The organism is Nocardia rosealba (assembly GCF_020216065.1).
Classification (GTDB): Bacteria; Actinomycetota; Actinomycetes; order Mycobacteriales; family Mycobacteriaceae; genus Nocardia; species Nocardia rosealba.
The window spans coordinates 1-16018 of record NZ_JAIWNA010000005.1; the positions used below are offsets into that span (position 1 = coordinate 1).

General features: G+C 69.2%; 13 protein-coding genes. 7 read left to right on the top strand and 6 right to left on the bottom strand.

Translation table 11 applies throughout. From position 1 onward, the window contains the following. Nucleotides 1-726 precede the first annotated feature (726 nt). The gene (locus LDL21_RS19070; RefSeq protein ID WP_225281458.1) at nt 727-2484 is read left to right on the top strand and encodes a MinD/ParA family ATP-binding protein; all 1758 of its coding nucleotides are present in this window, start codon (nt 727-729) and stop codon (nt 2482-2484) included. A gap of 83 nt (nt 2485-2567) precedes the next feature. Here LDL21_RS19070 and LDL21_RS19075 read toward each other — a convergent pair whose 3' ends face one another. Next, on the bottom strand, nt 2568-3467 hold the full coding sequence (locus tag LDL21_RS19075) for a LysR family transcriptional regulator (protein WP_225281199.1): 900 nt from the start codon (nt 3465-3467) through the stop codon (nt 2568-2570). A gap of 72 nt (nt 3468-3539) precedes the next feature. Between LDL21_RS19075 and LDL21_RS19080 the strand changes: the two genes are divergently transcribed. Further along, the gene (locus LDL21_RS19080) at nt 3540-4523 is read left to right on the top strand and encodes an EamA family transporter (protein WP_225281200.1); all 984 of its coding nucleotides are present in this window, start codon (nt 3540-3542) and stop codon (nt 4521-4523) included. Here LDL21_RS19080 and mycP read toward each other — a convergent pair. Further along, nucleotides 4472-5806, bottom strand: a complete 1335-nt coding sequence (gene mycP / locus LDL21_RS19085; protein WP_225281201.1) for a type VII secretion-associated serine protease mycosin — start codon at nt 5804-5806, stop codon at nt 4472-4474. The genes LDL21_RS19080 and mycP overlap by 52 nt on opposite strands. 383 nt (nt 5807-6189) lie before the next feature. Between mycP and LDL21_RS19090 the strand changes: the two genes are divergently transcribed. The 3 genes from LDL21_RS19090 (at nt 6190) to LDL21_RS19100 (ending at nt 9868) form a co-directional block, all read left to right on the top strand. Then, nucleotides 6190-7851, top strand: coding sequence for a hydroxysqualene dehydroxylase (locus LDL21_RS19090; RefSeq protein ID WP_225281202.1), 1662 nt, complete (start codon nt 6190-6192; stop codon nt 7849-7851). Between the two features lie 68 nt (nt 7852-7919). Beyond that, the gene (locus tag LDL21_RS19095) at nt 7920-9155 is read left to right on the top strand and encodes a Mur ligase family protein (RefSeq protein WP_225281203.1); all 1236 of its coding nucleotides are present in this window, start codon (nt 7920-7922) and stop codon (nt 9153-9155) included. Continuing rightward, entirely contained in the window at nt 9152-9868 is a 717-nt protein-coding gene (locus tag LDL21_RS19100; RefSeq protein ID WP_225281204.1) for a type 1 glutamine amidotransferase, read from the top strand. Before LDL21_RS19095 ends, LDL21_RS19100 begins: the two co-directional genes overlap by 4 nt. 39 nt (nt 9869-9907) lie before the next feature. On the opposite strand, the gene LDL21_RS19105 is transcribed toward LDL21_RS19100, so the two are convergent. Together LDL21_RS19105 and LDL21_RS19110 are read right to left on the bottom strand one after the other, a co-directional pair. Then, a complete protein-coding gene (locus tag LDL21_RS19105) occupies nt 9908-10771 on the bottom strand; it encodes a transglutaminase family protein (RefSeq protein ID WP_225281205.1) in 864 nt (287 codons plus the stop codon). Then, nucleotides 10768-13509, bottom strand: coding sequence for a circularly permuted type 2 ATP-grasp protein (locus tag LDL21_RS19110; protein ID WP_225281206.1), 2742 nt, complete (start codon nt 13507-13509; stop codon nt 10768-10770). Before LDL21_RS19110 ends, LDL21_RS19105 begins: the two co-directional genes overlap by 4 nt. 126 nt (nt 13510-13635) lie before the next feature. On the opposite strand from LDL21_RS19110, the gene LDL21_RS19115 reads away from it, so the two are divergent. Beyond that, the gene (locus LDL21_RS19115; RefSeq protein ID WP_225281207.1) at nt 13636-14271 is read left to right on the top strand and encodes a hypothetical protein; all 636 of its coding nucleotides are present in this window, start codon (nt 13636-13638) and stop codon (nt 14269-14271) included. Here the strand turns inward: LDL21_RS19115 and recR are convergent. Continuing rightward, on the bottom strand, nt 14268-14876 hold the full coding sequence (gene recR / locus LDL21_RS19120) for a recombination mediator RecR (protein ID WP_067640390.1): 609 nt from the start codon (nt 14874-14876) through the stop codon (nt 14268-14270). The two genes, LDL21_RS19115 and recR, sit on opposite strands and share 4 nt — an antisense overlap. Beyond that, on the bottom strand, nt 14876-15190 hold the full coding sequence (locus LDL21_RS19125) for a YbaB/EbfC family nucleoid-associated protein (protein WP_210740525.1): 315 nt from the start codon (nt 15188-15190) through the stop codon (nt 14876-14878). Before LDL21_RS19125 ends, recR begins: the two co-directional genes overlap by 1 nt. A gap of 239 nt (nt 15191-15429) precedes the next feature. On the opposite strand from LDL21_RS19125, the gene LDL21_RS19130 reads away from it, so the two are divergent. Next, nucleotides 15430-15978 (top strand): hypothetical protein, encoded by a 549-nt coding sequence (locus LDL21_RS19130; protein ID WP_225281208.1) that lies wholly within the window; start codon nt 15430-15432, stop codon nt 15976-15978. Nucleotides 15979-16018: the final 40 nt, after the last annotated feature.

Sequence of the window (16018 nt, forward strand, 5' to 3'; positions counted from 1 at the left end):
CGCGAACCGCGCTCGAGACTCGCGCCTGCGGCGCATGCGCTTCGAGCGCTGTTCGCGCGGCCGGGCCGCTGCGCCGCTTCGCGGCGGACCCTCCTCGAGGTCGGGTCGTGCGGGGCTGGGAATGCGGTCATGGCGGACTGGAGTGGCGCCGTGTGGCTGGGAGTGCGGAAGGTGGCGGGCTTAAGTGGTGCCGTGCGGCTGGCAGTGCGGTAGGTGGCGGACTTAAGTAGTGCCGTGCGGCTGGCAGTGCGGTAAGTGATGGGCTCGAGTGCTGCGGTGTGGGCTGGAGTGCGGTAAGGGACAGGCTCGAGTAGTGCCGTGCGGGCTGGAGTGCGGTAAGTGACGGATTCGAGTAGTGCTGTGCGGTTGGCAATGCGGCGGGTGGCGGGATGGGTGGGGGTCTCGTTCGGGCGGGGCGGTCGGGGTCGTGGCTCACCGAACTGTGGATAACTGGGGCCCTGTGTACAACTTCCGGCAGATCCCGTTCGAGACCTTCGCTGAGCTGGGCTCATGCACCGTCACTACTGTCCGTCGGCCTGCTGCCACTAGCGCGCGAAGATTAGCCGCGTGCTAGCGTTTTGGTGCACATTCAGCACCGAGCTTCCTGCTCGAACAGATCGAGCAAGTGGGGGAACTGTGACCGACAACGACCATAATCCGACTTCTCCGCCCTGGCTGCAGAGTCCGTCGGCTGATACGGCCGACGCTGCGTCCGGTCCCTCCGGGGTGCAGACGGTGCGCGACGACGAGAACGAAGCCGTCGAGGCCGCTGCCGAACCGGCGGCCGAGAGCACCGACAAGCCCGATGAGCAGCCGCCTGCCGAGGCGGAGGTCGGGATCTCCGAGCAGACTGTTTTCCAGCCGGGCGGGTTCGTGCCCGGACCTTTTGCGCAGAACACGTTTTCGGTGCCCGACCCGTATCAGAGCGGTGGCGCGCACCCGGTGGCGAACGGGCCGGAGCAGCAGCCGTGGCCCGGTCAGCCGGGCCAGTACCCGACGGGTGAGCAGCCGTATCCCGGTGCGCCGCCGCAGCATCCGGGCCAGGAACCGCAGGCCGGGTTCGAGCAGCCGCAGTTCCCGGGGCAGCAGTTCCCGGGCCAGGAGCAGCCGCAGTTCCCGGGACAGGAACCGGTCGCGCCGCAGGGCCCGCAGTCGGAGCCGATCTACAGCTGGGCGCCGCCGCCCCCGCTGATGTACCAGCCGCCCATGCAGGGTGGGATGCCGCCGGGTCCGCCGCCTGGTGAGTTCGGCCAGCCGGGCCAGATGCCGTCCGGTGAATTCGGGCAGCCGGGCCAGATGCCGGGTCAACCGCAACCTGGCGAGTTCGGGCAACCGGGACAACCGCAGCCGGGTGAATTCGGTGGGCAGCCGATGCAGCCGCAGGGGCAGTTCCCCGGTGGCGCGCCGATGGGAGCGCCGGGGCAGCAGTGGGGTGCACCGCAGCAGCAGCCGTTCCAGCCGCAGCACATGACGCAGCCCGGGCAGCCGGGGCATTCGGTCAACGATCTGAATCTGCTTAAGCGGGCGCGTAAGTCGCCGCGCAGCGGGTGGCGCAAGGCCGTGCACAAGGTGTCCGGTGGTGTCATCAATCCGGGTGAGTCGGCGGCCGATGTGGTGCATCGCGATCTCGTCGAGCGCGTGAATCAGCCGGTGCGCGGCGATTACCGGATCGCGATCCTCTCGCTCAAGGGTGGTGTCGGTAAGACGACGACCACCGTCGGCCTCGGTTCCACCTTCGCGTCCCAGCGTGGTGACCGCGTGATCGCCATCGACGCCAACCCCGACCTCGGCACCCTTGCCCACCGGGTTCCGCGCCAGACCCGTTCGACGGTGCGCAACCTGCTCGAGGACCAGAGCATCACCCGCTACTCGGATGTGCGTGCGCACACCTCGCAGGCGCCGAGCCGGCTGGAAGTGCTTGCCTCCGAGCAGGACCCGGCCGTGTCGGAGGCGTTCAGCGAGGCCGATTACCGCAAGGCGATCGGCATCCTGCAGTCGTTCTACAACATCATCCTCACCGACTGCGGCACGGGTCTGATGCACTCGGCGATGGCCGGTGTGCTGGATATGGCGAGCTCGCTGGTGCTGGTCACCTCGCCCGCGATCGACGGTGCGCGCAGTGCGTCGGCGACGCTGGACTGGCTCGACCACCACGGTTACTCCAAGCTGGTCGAGCGCACCGTCGTGGTGGTGAACGCGTCGCGGCGCGGCGCCTCGACGGTCGACCTGGACCAGCTGCGCAAGCTGTTCCTCGACCGCACCCGCGCGGTGCAGGTCGTCCCGTTCGACGACCACCTGGCCGAGGGCGCCGAGATCGACCTCGAGCTGGTGAGCAAGCCGACCCGGCGCGCCCTGCTGGAGCTGGCCGCGATGGTCGCCGACGATTTCGGCTACCACGGTCAGCAGCAGTTCCAGCCGGGTATGCAGGCCCAGTTCCAGACCGGGCAGTTCCAGCCGGGCCAGTACCAGCACGGTCAGTTCTGACGTAGTCGGCCGGCGTGGCCTCGCCACGTCGGCCGTCGCACCGCGCAGGCCAGTTCGGTGCGCGACTGTCGAGTCGGCCGGCCTCAGCGAGTCAGCACGTCCGCTGCGGCTGCCTCGAAAGCCGCGAGCACCGTGGCGATCGCCGGACGGCGATGTGCCTGCGGCCGGGTGACGATCTCGTACACCCGCGCCGCCCGCACCCCGTCGAGCCGCAGCACCGTCAGGTCCGGGTGGGCGACGGCGAATCGTGGCATCAGCGCGACGCCGTAGCCCGAGGCGACCACGGTCTCGATCACCCGGAACTCGTTGAGCCGCTGCGCGATCCGTGGTCGCACCCCGGTGACGGTGGCAATGGAGTTGAGCACGTCGTCGACCGGGAAACCGCCGCGCACACTCACCCAGGTCTCGTCGGCCAGTTCCTCGGGCCGCACCGAATCACGGTTCGCCAGAGGGTGATCCGCCGCGACGACCACATCGATCGGTTCGCGCATGAGTACCCGCGCGGCGAGTCGTGGTCCGGCCAGCGAGGGTGCGCGTTCGTCGCGGTGGGTGAGCACGATGTCGTAGTCGGCGAGCAGCTTCCACGCTTCGCTCGGCGGCAGATCCTCGTCGCCCGCGACGAGTTCCACACCGCTGTCGGCGAGTGCGGTGAGCACCGGCGGCAGCAGCAGGGCGGCACCGGACGGGAACGACGCCACCCGCACCTGACCACGCGGCGACCCGCGATAGTGGGCCATCTCGGCCACGGCCCGGTCCATGGCGGCGAGCACGTCGTCCGCGCGGAGCACGAGAGCCTGCCCGGCGTCGGTGAGCCGCACCCGCCTGCCGTCCGGCTCGAGCAGGGCGACGCCCGCTTCCCGGGCGAGCACCTTCAATTGCTGCGACACCGCCGAGGGTGTCATCGACAGCGCCTCGGCCACCGCGGCGACGGTGCCGCGCTCGGCGAGTTCTCGCAGAATCCGCAACCGGTCGACCGAAAACATGAAGTAAACCTACTTCATTCGTCCAGTTTAATTCGATTGTCCTGATGATTAGCCGACCGCACGATAGATCACGTGACCACCCGTGACCGCCTGCTCGGCCTGACCGTCGTCGTCCTGTGGGGCCTGAACTTCCTGGCCATCCGCATCGGCCTCGACCACTTCCCGCCGTTCTTCTTCGCCGCCCTGCGCTTCGCCGTCATCGCGCTGCCGGTGCTCGTGTTCATTCCGCGCCCGGCCGTGCCGACACGCTGGCTGCTGCTCTACGGCGCCGGTTTCGGCATCGCGCAGTTCGCGTTCCTGTTCACCGCCATGCACCTCGGCATGCCGACCGGCCTGGCCTCACTGGTCCTGCAGTCCTCGGCGCCGTTCACCGTCGTGCTCGGCGCGGTGCTGCTGCGCGAACGGTTGCGGCCGGTGCAGATCGCGGGCCTGGTGGTGGCCGTGCTCGGGATGACGGTCATCGGTGCGGACCGCATGGCTCATGCCACCCTGCTCCCGGTCCTGCTCACCCTCGCGGGCGGTCTCGGCTGGGCGTTCGGCAATATCGGCGCCCGTAAGGCAGGTGCCGACTCCCCCGGCTTCGACCCACTGCATCTGACCCTGTGGATGTCGGTGGTGCCGGTGCTGCCGCTGCTCGCCCTGTCGATGGCCGTCGAGGGCCCGACGACCGGTTTCGCGGCGCTCGGCTCGGCCTTCGCCACTGAAACCGGCCCGCCCGCGCTGGTCGCGGTGGCCTACATCGCGATCCTGGCCACCGTCTGCGGTTCCGGACTGTGGACGTACCTGATGAGCCGCTATCCGGCCGGTACCGTGGCCCCGCTGTCGCTGCTCGTCCCGGTCGTCGGCATCGCCGCGGCGTGGCTCGTGCTGGACGAACAACCTACGGCCGCAGCACTTTTCGGTGGCGTGATCGTCATCGCGGGAGCCTTCGCGGCGACCACCGCCAAGGCCCTTCCGGCGCCGACCAGCAGTCCGCAACCGCTCCCGGTCGATGCCGCGGTCGGTCAGTCCCTGCGCCCGCCGAGCGCACGCACGATCGGGAACGAGGCGAGATAGCCGAGCACACACAGCACCACCACGACGCCCAGCCCGATCAACGCCACATTCCGCGCGGTGTTGTCGGGGGCGGCCGGGGTCGGTGGCACGGCCAGCTGCACCTGGCGTCCCTCCGCGCTCGACGGCTTCTTCACCAGCGGGGTCGTGGTGTCGACGTCGTGGGTGAGCGCGGCGACGGGGTCGATGGTGCCGAACCCGCCGTAGGGGTTCCAGCCCTCCGGGGTGGAGTGGGTGGTCGCTTGGATGCGATGAATCACCTGGGCGGCGGTCAGGTGCGGGAACCGGGCACGCACCAGCGCGGCCACCCCGGCGACATACGGTGCGGCGAACGAGGTACCCGCGATATTGCTGTCGCCCTGGTTGGTGACGGTCGCGTAGGCGAGCCCACCGCTGTTGGGATCCAGCGACACGATCTGCTCACCGGGCGCCGACACCCCGACCCACGGGCCGGGCACGGTGAACGACGAGGGCTGCCCGTTGAGGTCGACCGAGCCGACCGACAGCACGTACTCGTCGTACCAGGCGGGAGTCACAGCGGTAGCCAGCGAATCCCACGGGTCCGCACCGGGTTTCAGCGGGTTGATCCCCGGATTGCCGGTGCAGGCCTTGTTGTCGCTGTTGCCGGCCGAGGCGATGATGACCGCGTCCTTCACCGTCGCCGCGTACGCGACGGCCGCACCGAGCTTGCGGTCGTTCATCGTCGGTGAGCCGCACGCGACTTCGGAGATGTTGATGACGGTGGCGCCCATGTTGGCCGCGTGCACCACGGCCTCCGACAGGCTCGACACATTGCCGACGCCGCCGCCGTTCTTGGGGTCGTTCGGGTCGACCTCGCGGCCCTTGGGCCGGTACGCGCTCGACGACTGCCTGATCCCGATGATCTGCGCCTCCGGTGCGACACCGGAGAAGCCGTCCGTCGAGGACGGTTGACCGGCGATGATGCCCGCCACGAAGGTGCCGTGAGCATCGCAGTCGACGGTGCCGTCGCTGTCGGCGACATAGTCACCGCCGCCGATGATGTTCGGCAACCGCGGATGGCGCGCGACGCCGGTATCGATCACCGCGACGGTCTGTCCCGCGCCACGGCTGAACTGCCAGGCCGGTTCGAGACCGAGGAATTTCTGGGCCGGTGGGGTGGAGGTCGACGGGCTGGTCCGCGTGCTCGTGCACGGGTTCGCCGCTTCGACCTCGGTGTACGGCTTGGGCGCCCCGTCGCCCGGCAGGGCCGAGGCGTCGATGGCGGGCGGCCGGGCCGCGGCGGCGGTCGGCGTACCGATACTCACCGAACAGCCGACGATCCCCGCGACGAGAACAACCCGTGTGACTACGTTGTGCGCCCGCCGGCGCCCCCACCAATTCCCACGCACTGCGGCATTGTCGCACATCCGCCACCCACCCGGTTCGCCGGTGAACGGCCGGACCCGATTGCCGAATCGCCGCCGCGACCGGCCGGTGGTCGCTAGCATGTGACCGGTCGGTTTCGAGCTCGGCGAACTGCGCACAGGTCGATATAGCCAGGTCTTCGCCGCGCTCTAGAGTGGTGGCAAATAGCAGGCAATACTCGAGCAAGGCAGCTGAACAGCGTATGGCGGAACAGCGGTGGCCCGTATCGCGCAGGAATTTTCTGCACGGCACGGTCGCAGCGGGGGTGGTAGCGGCGGGGGCCGTGACAGGAGTGCCCGCGAAGGCCGCTCCACCCGGACGCCGGGTCGCGGTGCTCGGCGGCGGTGTAGCCGGGTTGACGGCGGCCCACGAACTCGCCGAGCGCGGTTTCGAGGTGACGGTCTACGAGGCGCGGGCACTCGGCGGCAAGGCGCGCAGCATCGCCGTTCCCGGCACCGGGCGCGACGGCCGCCCCGACCTGCCCGGTGAGCACGGCTTCCGTTTCTTCCCCGGTTTCTACCGGAACCTGCCCGACACGATGCGCCGAATCCCGGTGCGCGGCAATGCCGATGGGGTGTGGAACAACCTGATCGCCGTGCCCGAGGCGCGGTTCTCCCGGCGCGGCGGCGACGACATCTCGCTCGCCCTGCCCGGCACGGGCCTGCCCGTGACCACCGCCGACGCGGTCCGCGAAACGCTCACCGCGACGATCACCACCACCTCGAAAATGCCAGCCGACGAGGCCGCCTATTTCGCCAACCGGCTGCTGGTGTTCAACAGCAGCTGCCAGGCCCGCCGATTCGGGCAGTGGGAGCACACCTCGTGGCGTGATTTCGTGCAGGGGCACACGCGCTCGCGCGAGTTCCGCGCCATCGTGGCCCGCACGCTCACCAGCATCATGGTGGCCGCCAAGGAAGACCTGGCCAGCACGAGAACCATCGGCAGCATGGGTGAGCAGTTCCTCGGCAACCCGTTGGGCATCGGCAACGACGGTGGGCTCGACCGGGTGCTCAACAATGCGACCAATACCGCCTGGATCGACCCGTGGGTGGCGCATCTGCGCGGGCTGGGTGTGCGCTTCGAGCTGGACGCGCGAGTGGAAGAGCTCGTCGTGCGCGATCGGCGCATCGCCGCGGCGCGGGTGGCGGGGGTCGGCGAGGTCGATGCCGACTACTTCGTTGTCGCGCTGCCCGTCGAACACGCACGGACCCTGTGGTCGGCCGAGGTGCTGGAGCTGGCGCCGCAGTACGCGGCGATGGACCGGCTGCACGTCGACTGGATGAACGGCATACAGATCTATTTCCGCGCGCCGCTGCGCATTTCGCGTGGTCACGCGGCGTACGTGGATTCGCCGTGGTCGCTCACCTCGATCAGCCAGAACCAGTTGTGGACACGCAAGCTGCCCACCTTCGGCGACGGTTCGGTGGCCGACTGCCTGTCGGTCGACATCTCCGATTGGCACACCCCCGGCGTCCTCTACGGCAAACCGGCCACCGAGTGCACGCACGAGGAGATCTTCCGCGAGGTGTGGGCGCAGCTGAGCGAACACCTCAACGATCGCGAGCAGCTTTTGCGTCCCGCCGAGGTGCATTCGTGGTTCCTCGACCCGGGAATCTCCTGGCAGGGCGGTCGCAATGCCAATGCCGACCCGCTGCTCATCAACACCGCCGGCTCCTGGGACCACCGCCCCGAACCGCACGGTCCCATCGAAAATCTGTTCCTCGCAGGCGATTACGTCCGCACCGATGTGGACCTGGCGACGATGGAGGGTGCCAACGAGTCCGCCCGCGCAGCGGTGAACGCCCTGCTCGAGGTGGCCGGTTCGGCGGCGCCGCGCTGCGAGGTGTTCCACCTGCGCCGCACCCCCGGCCTCGAACCGCTGCGCGTGATCGACATTGACCGCTACGCCAAGGGCCTGCCCAACCTGTTCGACGTGCCCCTGTGAACGCGACTGGACGCAGCTCACACCGCTCCCGAAAGTCAGCCGTAACACCGCGCACATAGACTCGCGTCGTGGCAGACATCTCGGTGCGTGGGCGCCTGGCCTTGCGAGCGGCGGCGGCAGCGTCGTGGGCTTCGCAGAAGGCGGGCCGCGGCAAGGGTTCGATGATCGGCGGCCTGATTGCGCTGAAAATCGATCCGACGATCATGACTCAGCTGGGTCGCGACCGCCGGACGGTGCTCATCACCGGCACCAACGGCAAATCGACGACAACCAGGATGACGACCGCCGCGCTGGGCAGCCTCGGTCAGGTCGCCACCCAGGCCGACGGCGCCAATATGGACGCCGGCATCGTCGCGGCGCTCAGCCAGCACCCCGGGGTGGCGCTGGCCGCGATCGAGGTCGACGAGCTGCATCTGCCGCACGTGTGCGACGCGCTCGACCCCGCCGCCGTCGTGCTGCTGAACCTCAGCCGCGACCAGCTGGACCGGGTCGGCGAGATCAACATGATCGAACGCAAACTGCGCGCCGGGCTGCAACGTCATCCCGATGCCGTGGTGATCGCCAACTGCGACGACGTGCTCGTCGCGTCGATCGCCTACGACCATCCCAATGTGGTGTGGGTCGCCGCGGGCAGCGGCTGGGCCGTCGACGCGACCAGTTGCCCGCGCAGCGGTGAACCCATCGTCTGGGAGGGTGAGAACTGGCGTTCCACCGGCACCGATTTCCATCGCCCGCAACCGGATTGGTGGCTCGACGGCGAACAGCTGTGCGGTCCCGACGGTTTCCGTGCGCCTCTGCACCTTGCCCTGCCCGGCCGGGCCAACCGCGGCAACGCGGCCCAGGCCGTTGCCGCTGCCGTCGCGCTCGGCGCCGACGCGACCAAGGCCACCGATGCCACCGGCACCGTGCGTGAGATCGCCGGCCGCTACCGCACCGTCACCGTCGGCGAACACGACGCGCGGCTGCTGCTCGCCAAGAACCCGGCGGGCTGGCAGGAGGCGCTGTCGATGATCGAGCCGTCCTCGGCCGGGCTGGTGATCGCCGTGAACGGGCAGGTGCCCGACGGTGAGGATCTGTCGTGGCTGTGGGATGTGCGGTTCGAGCACTTCGAAGGGGTGCAGGTGGTCGCCGCCGGTGAGCGGGCCACCGACCTGGCCGTCCGCCTGACCTATGCCGGTGTGGAGCACACGCTGGTGCCCGATCCGGTGCGCGCCATCGCGTCGTGCCCCGCCGGGCATGTCGAGGTGCTGGCCAACTACACCGCGTTCCGCGATCTGAATCGTGATCTGGAGGCCCGCAAATGAGCGAGTCCACTGTGCGTATCGGGCTGGTGCTGCCCGATGTGATGGGTACCTACGGCGACGGCGGCAACGCGCTCGTGCTGCGTCAGCGGTTGCGGATGCGCGGGTACGACGCCGAGATCGTGGAGATCACCCTCGCCGACCCGGTCCCCGATTCGTTCGACATCTACACCCTCGGCGGTGCGGAGGATTCCGCCCAGCGCCTGGCGACCCGTCACCTCCAGCGCTACCCCGGCCTGCAGCAGGCGGCGGCCAAAGGTGCTCCCGTGCTTGCCATCTGCGCCGCCATCCAGGTGCTCGGCAACTGGTACGAGACCTCGGCGGGCGAAAAGGTCGACGGTGTGAGCCTTTTCGATGTCACCACCTCGCCCCAGGACACCCGCGCCATCGGTGAGGTGACCACCACCCCCTTGCTCGAAGGACTCTCCGCTCCGCTCACCGGATTCGAAAACCATCGTGGCGGAACAACTCTCGGCCCCGATGCGAAACCCCTCGCCCGCGTCACCCGCGGTGTCGGCAACGGCGTCGGCGACGGCACCGAAGGCGTCGTCCAGGGCTCGGTCCTCGGCACCTACCTGCACGGCCCCGCCCTGGCCCGCAACCCCGAACTCGCCGACTACCTCATCGCCCGAGCCCTCGGCATCTCCCCAACCGCCCTCACCCCCCTCGACCTCCCGGTAGTCGACCGCCTCCGCCGCGAACGCCTCCGCGCCTGAATCAACACCGCAGCGCGGACACCTCGTACTGCACTACCGTCAGCCGACCGGGGCGACGTCTACGGAGACGTCGATGGTCGAGGTGGCGGCTTCGGTGTAGATGATTCCGCGGAGGGGGGCCACGTCTTGGTAGTCGCGGCCCCAGGCGAGGGTGGTGTAGCGGTCGTCGGGGAGTTGGTTGTTGGTGGGGTCGAAGGGGAGCCAGGTGGTGGGGGTGGGGAGCCAGACGGCGGTCCAGGCGTGGGTGGCGTCGGCGCCGATCATGCGTTCGCGGCCGGGGGGTGGCTCGGTGGCCAGGTAGCCGGAGACGTAGCGGGCGGCCAGGCCGTGGGAGCGTAGGCAGGCGGCGGCGAGGCGGGCGAAGTCCTGGCAGACGCCTTCGCGGGCGGTGAAGACGTCGGCGACGCTGGTGCTCACCGTTGTCGAGCCGGTGCGGTAGTGGAAGTCGTGGTGGATGCGGGAGTTGAGTTCGGTGATCGCGTCCAGGAGTGGACGGCCCGGGGTGAAGCTCTGTGCGGCATAGGCTTTGACGTCGGGTGTGATTTCGGGTGGGGTCAGGTCGAGGGTGAATTCGACGGCGAGGGGGCCGGTGTTCGCGGTCGGACGGGCCTGTTCCCAGGGGAGATCGGCGTCCGGCGGCGGGGGTTGATCGACTTCGACGAGCGATTCGGCGGTCACCACGAGCTGGCGATGTTCCTGTGTCACATGGAAATACGTGGTCGGGTTGCCGTAGACGTCAGGGCCTGCGGATCGGTCCGATGGGCCGGGATCGATGTGGATGTCGTGGGCGAGCAACCGCTGGCCGGGGAACTCGCGCGGCGTGAGGTAGGCGCGTCCGTAGGAGCTGCTCACCTCACCGGAGTAGGCGTAGGTGGTGCGGTGCAGCACGCGGTAGGTGCTCATCCGACAGTCCTCGTGGTGCCCCACAACGGTTGGAAACCCTGCGGGACAGTGAGTTTGGTTGTCTCGAAGGATTCGGACAGCTTGCGCAACCGCAGGTGCACCCCTTCCAGAAGTTCCACCAGCTCGGTGCGCACACCGTCGTCGGCCTGCTCGAGATCGGCCGGATCCACCCGCCGCACCATGCGTTGCGCGTCGGCGAGCAGTCGTTGTGAACGAGACGTCCCGGAACTGCCCGGCAGCGCCTGGAACCCGGCTTCGAGCCGGTCGAGTTGGTACACCAGCGAGCGGGGGTTGGCCGCGTCGAACAGCAGCAGTCCCGCCAGCGCGGCGATCTGCGGTGCCCCGCGATGCCTGCGCCGGTACATCACCGCCGACTCCGTGGCGGCGAGCACCGCGTCGAACAACACCTGCTCCGCCTCCGATGAATGTTCCCGCGCGAGAGTCGATTCGAGCAGCGACACCAGCCCGAGACCACGCTCGATCCGCTTGCCGATCTCCATCACCTGCCAACCCGTGTCGCGCACAAGGGATTCCGCCCCGATACCCGACAACGCGAGCAGACCCGCGAGCGTCGACGAATGCACCGCCGACATCGCCGTCTCGCCCTCCGCGCCGCGGAACTCGGCCAGCGCCCGATCCACGGCACCGAGAATCATCCAGGTATCCCCCGAAACCTGGTCGCGCACAGCCCTGGCCGCCGCCCCGTAGTGCTCGATCGCATACGCCAACGATCCCGCCGACTGCCGGTCCCCGGTCAATGCCGCCAGATACCTGAACCCCTCCGCCGACGCACCGACCACGCGCTCACCCGCATCCGGCAAGCGCACGCCGACTCCATCGGCAGCTGCCCCGGCCTCCGAGTTCTCACCGGCCGCCGCCTCCCGCGAGTCCGCACCATCGGCGGACGCCTCAGCCGATGGCTCGGCGGACCCGTCTACCTCCGCGAGCACGGGGTGGTCGGTGCTCGTTGTCGTTGCCAATGCCCGGAGCAGAACCGGCAGGGCCGCACCGCCTTCCATCCACGGGCGGTAGCGATAGTCCTGGTAGACATCGTGGGTCGCGGCGAGCAGCCGGACCACCGATTCGGCTCGTTCGCCGTAGCGACCCATCCAGAACAGGTCGTTGAGGACGCGCGGGGAACTCACCGCCTCCACCACCGGCGCGGAGCGGCGCGTGCGGTCCTCGTGCGGGAGATCGGCTGCGGCGGGTGCGGCAGCCGGAGCCGCCCGCACCCAGACATCCTTGGCCGCCACCTTGATCGCGACGTGCCCCGGTTCGCGCCGCAACCACTGCTGACCGAGACCACCGGCCATCGCCGTGTACCCACCGCGCCGAGCCAGCGAGAACAACCGCATCCCCACCGGCGCGGGCGCCAGCCCCGACCGCTCCTGCACCGACGGCGCGACGGAGAATTCGGCGGGTTCCTGACCGACCCACCGCCACGTCTCGGCCTCGATCCGTGCCGCGAGTTCCGTGCGTTCGGCGGCGGCGAGATTCGGCCCGAAGATGGTCGTCCCATCGACGGCCGAACGAATCACCAGTTCACCGACATGTGAAACCAGATGGGCGCGTTCAGTTTCCACCTCGCCCCAGTACGACTGCACCCCGTCGAGCAGCAGCTCCTCACCGAGTACCGTGCGCGCGATCCGTGGCAGGCAGACGCTCAACGCGGGTGATTCGAGCAACCCGCTACCGAGGGTGTTGACCACCGTCACCGCTCCGCGCCGCAACACCTCGACCAACCCCACCACCCCGAGCCGCGAATCGGGACGCAGGTCGAGCGGATCGGCGAACTCCGCGTCGACGCGCCGCAACACCACATCGACCCGTTCGAGACTGCCGAGCGACCGCATCCACAGGGCACCGTCGCGCACGACCAGATCCGCGCTCTCAACCAGCGGGAAACCGAGGGTCTGCGCCAGATAGGCCTGATCGAAGGCGGTTTCGGACTGCGCACCCGGGCTCAGCACCACCACAACGGGTTCCGCGCCGTCGGCCGATTCGGGGGCCGCCTCGGCGAGCATCAACCGCATCGCCCGTGCGAACGGGCTCAGCGGACGCGGCCCGGCGTGTTCGAACGACTCCGGAATCGCCGAGGCGACAACGCGGCGGTCGGCCAGCGCGTACCCCGCCCCCGACGGCGCCTGCGCCCAGTCGGCGAGCACCCGGAAGTCACCGTCACCGAACCGGCTGATGTCGCAGCCGTGCAGGAACAGCTGATGCGTGCCGGGCACGGTGATGCCGTGCGCGGCGCGCACATACCCGGCGCTGCCGAAAACCACCTGCGGCGGCAGTACACCGGAGGTGAGCAGCCTGCGCGGGCCGTACACATCGGTGAGCACCTCGTCGAGCACGCGGGAACGCTGCACGAGACCCGCTTCCAGACGGGTCCAGTCGTCGGCGGAGACCAGCAGCGGGATGGGATCGAGCCGCCACGGTCGAGCACTACCGTCGGGGCCGGTGTAGGTGACGCCGTCGTCCTCGATCCGCCTGCGCACCCGGTGATCGATATCGGCCAATCCGGCCACACCGTGCTCGGCGAAGGCCGCCGACAGTTCGGCCCACATCGGGCGAACCCGGTCCTGGCCGTCGACCAGTTCGTCGTAGTAGCCGTGGGTCGGCCCGCCGCATTCGTCGAACGGCGCGTCGGCCCGGCTCGCGGACCGGTACCGGGCGAACTGCTCGGCCACCTGCGCCCGCACGCCCGGCGCGAGTCGCGCCTCATCGAGCTCGGTCACGGGCCCTCCGTATCGTCGCCGGTCGACACCACGCACATCGGCCCCGATTCTCCCCCGCCGCCGCCCCGAGCGGAGTGTTCCCGCCCTCGGTGAGTTCTGTCCGAGCACCTACGTAGGGTTGACCAGGTGAGCTACGACCACATCCTTCTGCCGTCGGGCGCGGCCTCCTCCATCGACGAGGTCGACGCCTACCTGACCGCGCAGGAAGGTCTGCCCGAGACCGACGCCATCGCCGAGATCGCGGCCGAACTCAACGCCCGCGACAGCGCGCTGCCCGAGGAGGACGGCTTCCTCAGCAGTCCCGTCAGCGGTCCGACCGGCGACACCCTGTTCGTCCCGTCGCCGTACGACGCGATCGGCTTCGTCCGCAATCTGCTGTTCGAGCTGGCCACCCCGCGCGGCTACGCCGTCTACGACCCGCAGCTGTCGTGGCTGATCGACCCCGACGGGCACATCCCGATCGCGGTCACCCACGGCGGCGCGGGCGAATTCCCTTACCTCACCGAGGAATTGGCCCACCGCTGGGTAGCGGGCCTGGCCGCGCCGAACCCGTACCTGATCGTCGAACGCGGCGAACAGAGCTACATCCAGACCTACCGCGACCCCGACGGCACCTACACCCTCGAATACCGTGACGGCTCGGCCGACCGGCACTTCGGGACGAAACTCGGCGACGATGCCGAGGTCGCCCGCATCATCTGGGACTGGACCAACGGCAAACCCGTTGCCGACGAAGCGGACTGGACCCGGGTCGAGCTCTAGAGCGCCCGTCGACCCGACAGCGCGCGACCGAGCGTCAGCTCGTCGGCGAACTCCAGGTCGCCACCCATCGGCAGACCCGACGCCAGCCGGGTCACGGTGAGCCCGGGGAAATCGCGCAGCATGCGCACCAGGTAGGTGGCGGTCGCCTCGCCCTCGGTGTTCGGGTCGGTCGCGATGATGACCTCGCTCACGTCGACACCGTCGTCCTGATTGCCGATGCGGGTCAACAGCTCCCGGATCCGCAACTGGTCGGGCCCGACGCCGCTGAGCGGATCGAGCGCACCACCGAGCACGTGGTAGCGACCACGGAACTCGCGGGTGCGCTCGATCGCCTGCACATCCTTGGGTTCCTCGACCACACAGATCATGGTGCGGTCGCGGCGGGGGTCGGCGCAGATCCGGCACAGCTCACCATCGGCGACGGTGCCGCACGACACGCAGAACTGCACGCCGTCGCGCACCTTCTGCAGCACGGCCTGCAACCGGTCGATCTCCGGCGGCTCCACCTGCAGCAGATGAAAAGCGATGCGCTGCGCGCTTTTCGGACCGACGCCGGGCAGCTTGCCCAGCTCGTCGATCAGATCCTGTACCGGCCCCTCATACATCAGAAATCAGGCAGTCCGGGCATCGAACCGCCGAGGCCCTGCGACAGCGGGCCGAGCCGTTCGGCGGCCAGCTGCTGCGCGTTGGCCATCGCGTCGTTGATCGCGCCGATCACCAGATCCTGCAGACCGTCGACATCGGACGGGTCCACGACCTTGGGATCGATGGTGAGCGCGGTGATCTCGCCGCTCACTTTGATAGTCGCCTGCACGAGACCGCCACCGGCCTGACCCTGCACCTCCGATTCGGCGAGCTCGGCCTGGGCCTGCATTACGGCCTGCTGCATCTGCTGGGCCTGGGCAAGCAGCGCTTGCATGTCGAACTGACCATCACCGGGTTGCACGAAGGCTCCTGTGTTGTTGGCGGCTGGCGCCGCGGGTTTTCGGCCCCGTGAGCCGCGGCCGACGACCGGATGGTGCATCGGGTGGGGGCTCGGGCCTTGTCCACGTCCCAGCCTAGTCGGGGTGCTCGGAGGGTGGTGCCTGGCCTTCGGCGTTGCGCGCGGCCTAGGATCGATACAGGTCGGGCTACGGGTCAGCAACCCTAGGAGATCGGATGAATGCCATGCGTGCTCGTCTGGTGACCACATCGGCTCTATGTGCGAGTCTGCTCGTTCTCACCCCGGTCGGCGCCGCCGCCGATCCACCGACACCCGTCGCCGATTACGGCGCCGGCTGCGTGCTCGACCCCGGCGATCGTGCCGCGACCATCGACGCGCTGCGGTTCCGCTGCAGCGTCGGCCAACAGGATCAGATCTACCGCGACGCGAGCGCGGGCGCGGTGCCGATGGGCGTCACGAACGGCTGGGTGGTTCGGCCGGAACGGCTGGACGGCATCGCGCAGTCGGTGTGGATCGGCAAGGTGTTCCGCACCGGACCCGACGGCGGCACGCTGACGAACCGGGTCACCGGTGCCGGGCTCGAGGCCTTCCCGGCCGACGTCTACCAGGCACCCTCGATCCTCGACGCCGCCCCGGCCTGGGCCCTGAACTACCCCTCGCCGGTCTACGACGAGATCAGAGAGGTGACGCCCGGCGTCTGGCTCGGCTATTCCTGGTGGCGCGGCGGCGGCCTGATCGCGGCATTCGTGCTGGCCCCGGCCTGATCGTTGACCTTCCCGCTACTGGAGGGTGTTGGCTTGTCTC

Excerpts from the sequence above, each read along its gene's own strand:
- LDL21_RS19075 (WP_225281199.1), bottom strand. The coding sequence starts at position 3,467 with ATGTTTTCGGTCGACCGGTTGCGGATTCTGCGAGAACTCGCCGAGCGC.
- LDL21_RS19100 (WP_225281204.1), top strand. The coding sequence starts at position 9,152 with ATGAGCGAGTCCACTGTGCGTATCGGGCTGGTGCTGCCCGATGTGATG.
- LDL21_RS19105 (WP_225281205.1), bottom strand. The coding sequence starts at position 10,771 with ATGAGCACCTACCGCGTGCTGCACCGCACCACCTACGCCTACTCCGGT.
- recR (WP_067640390.1), bottom strand. The coding sequence starts at position 14,876 with ATGTATGAGGGGCCGGTACAGGATCTGATCGACGAGCTGGGCAAGCTG.
- LDL21_RS19125 (WP_210740525.1), bottom strand. The coding sequence starts at position 15,190 with ATGCAAGCGCTGCTTGCCCAGGCCCAGCAGATGCAGCAGGCCGTAATG.
- LDL21_RS19130 (WP_225281208.1), top strand. The coding sequence starts at position 15,430 with ATGAATGCCATGCGTGCTCGTCTGGTGACCACATCGGCTCTATGTGCG.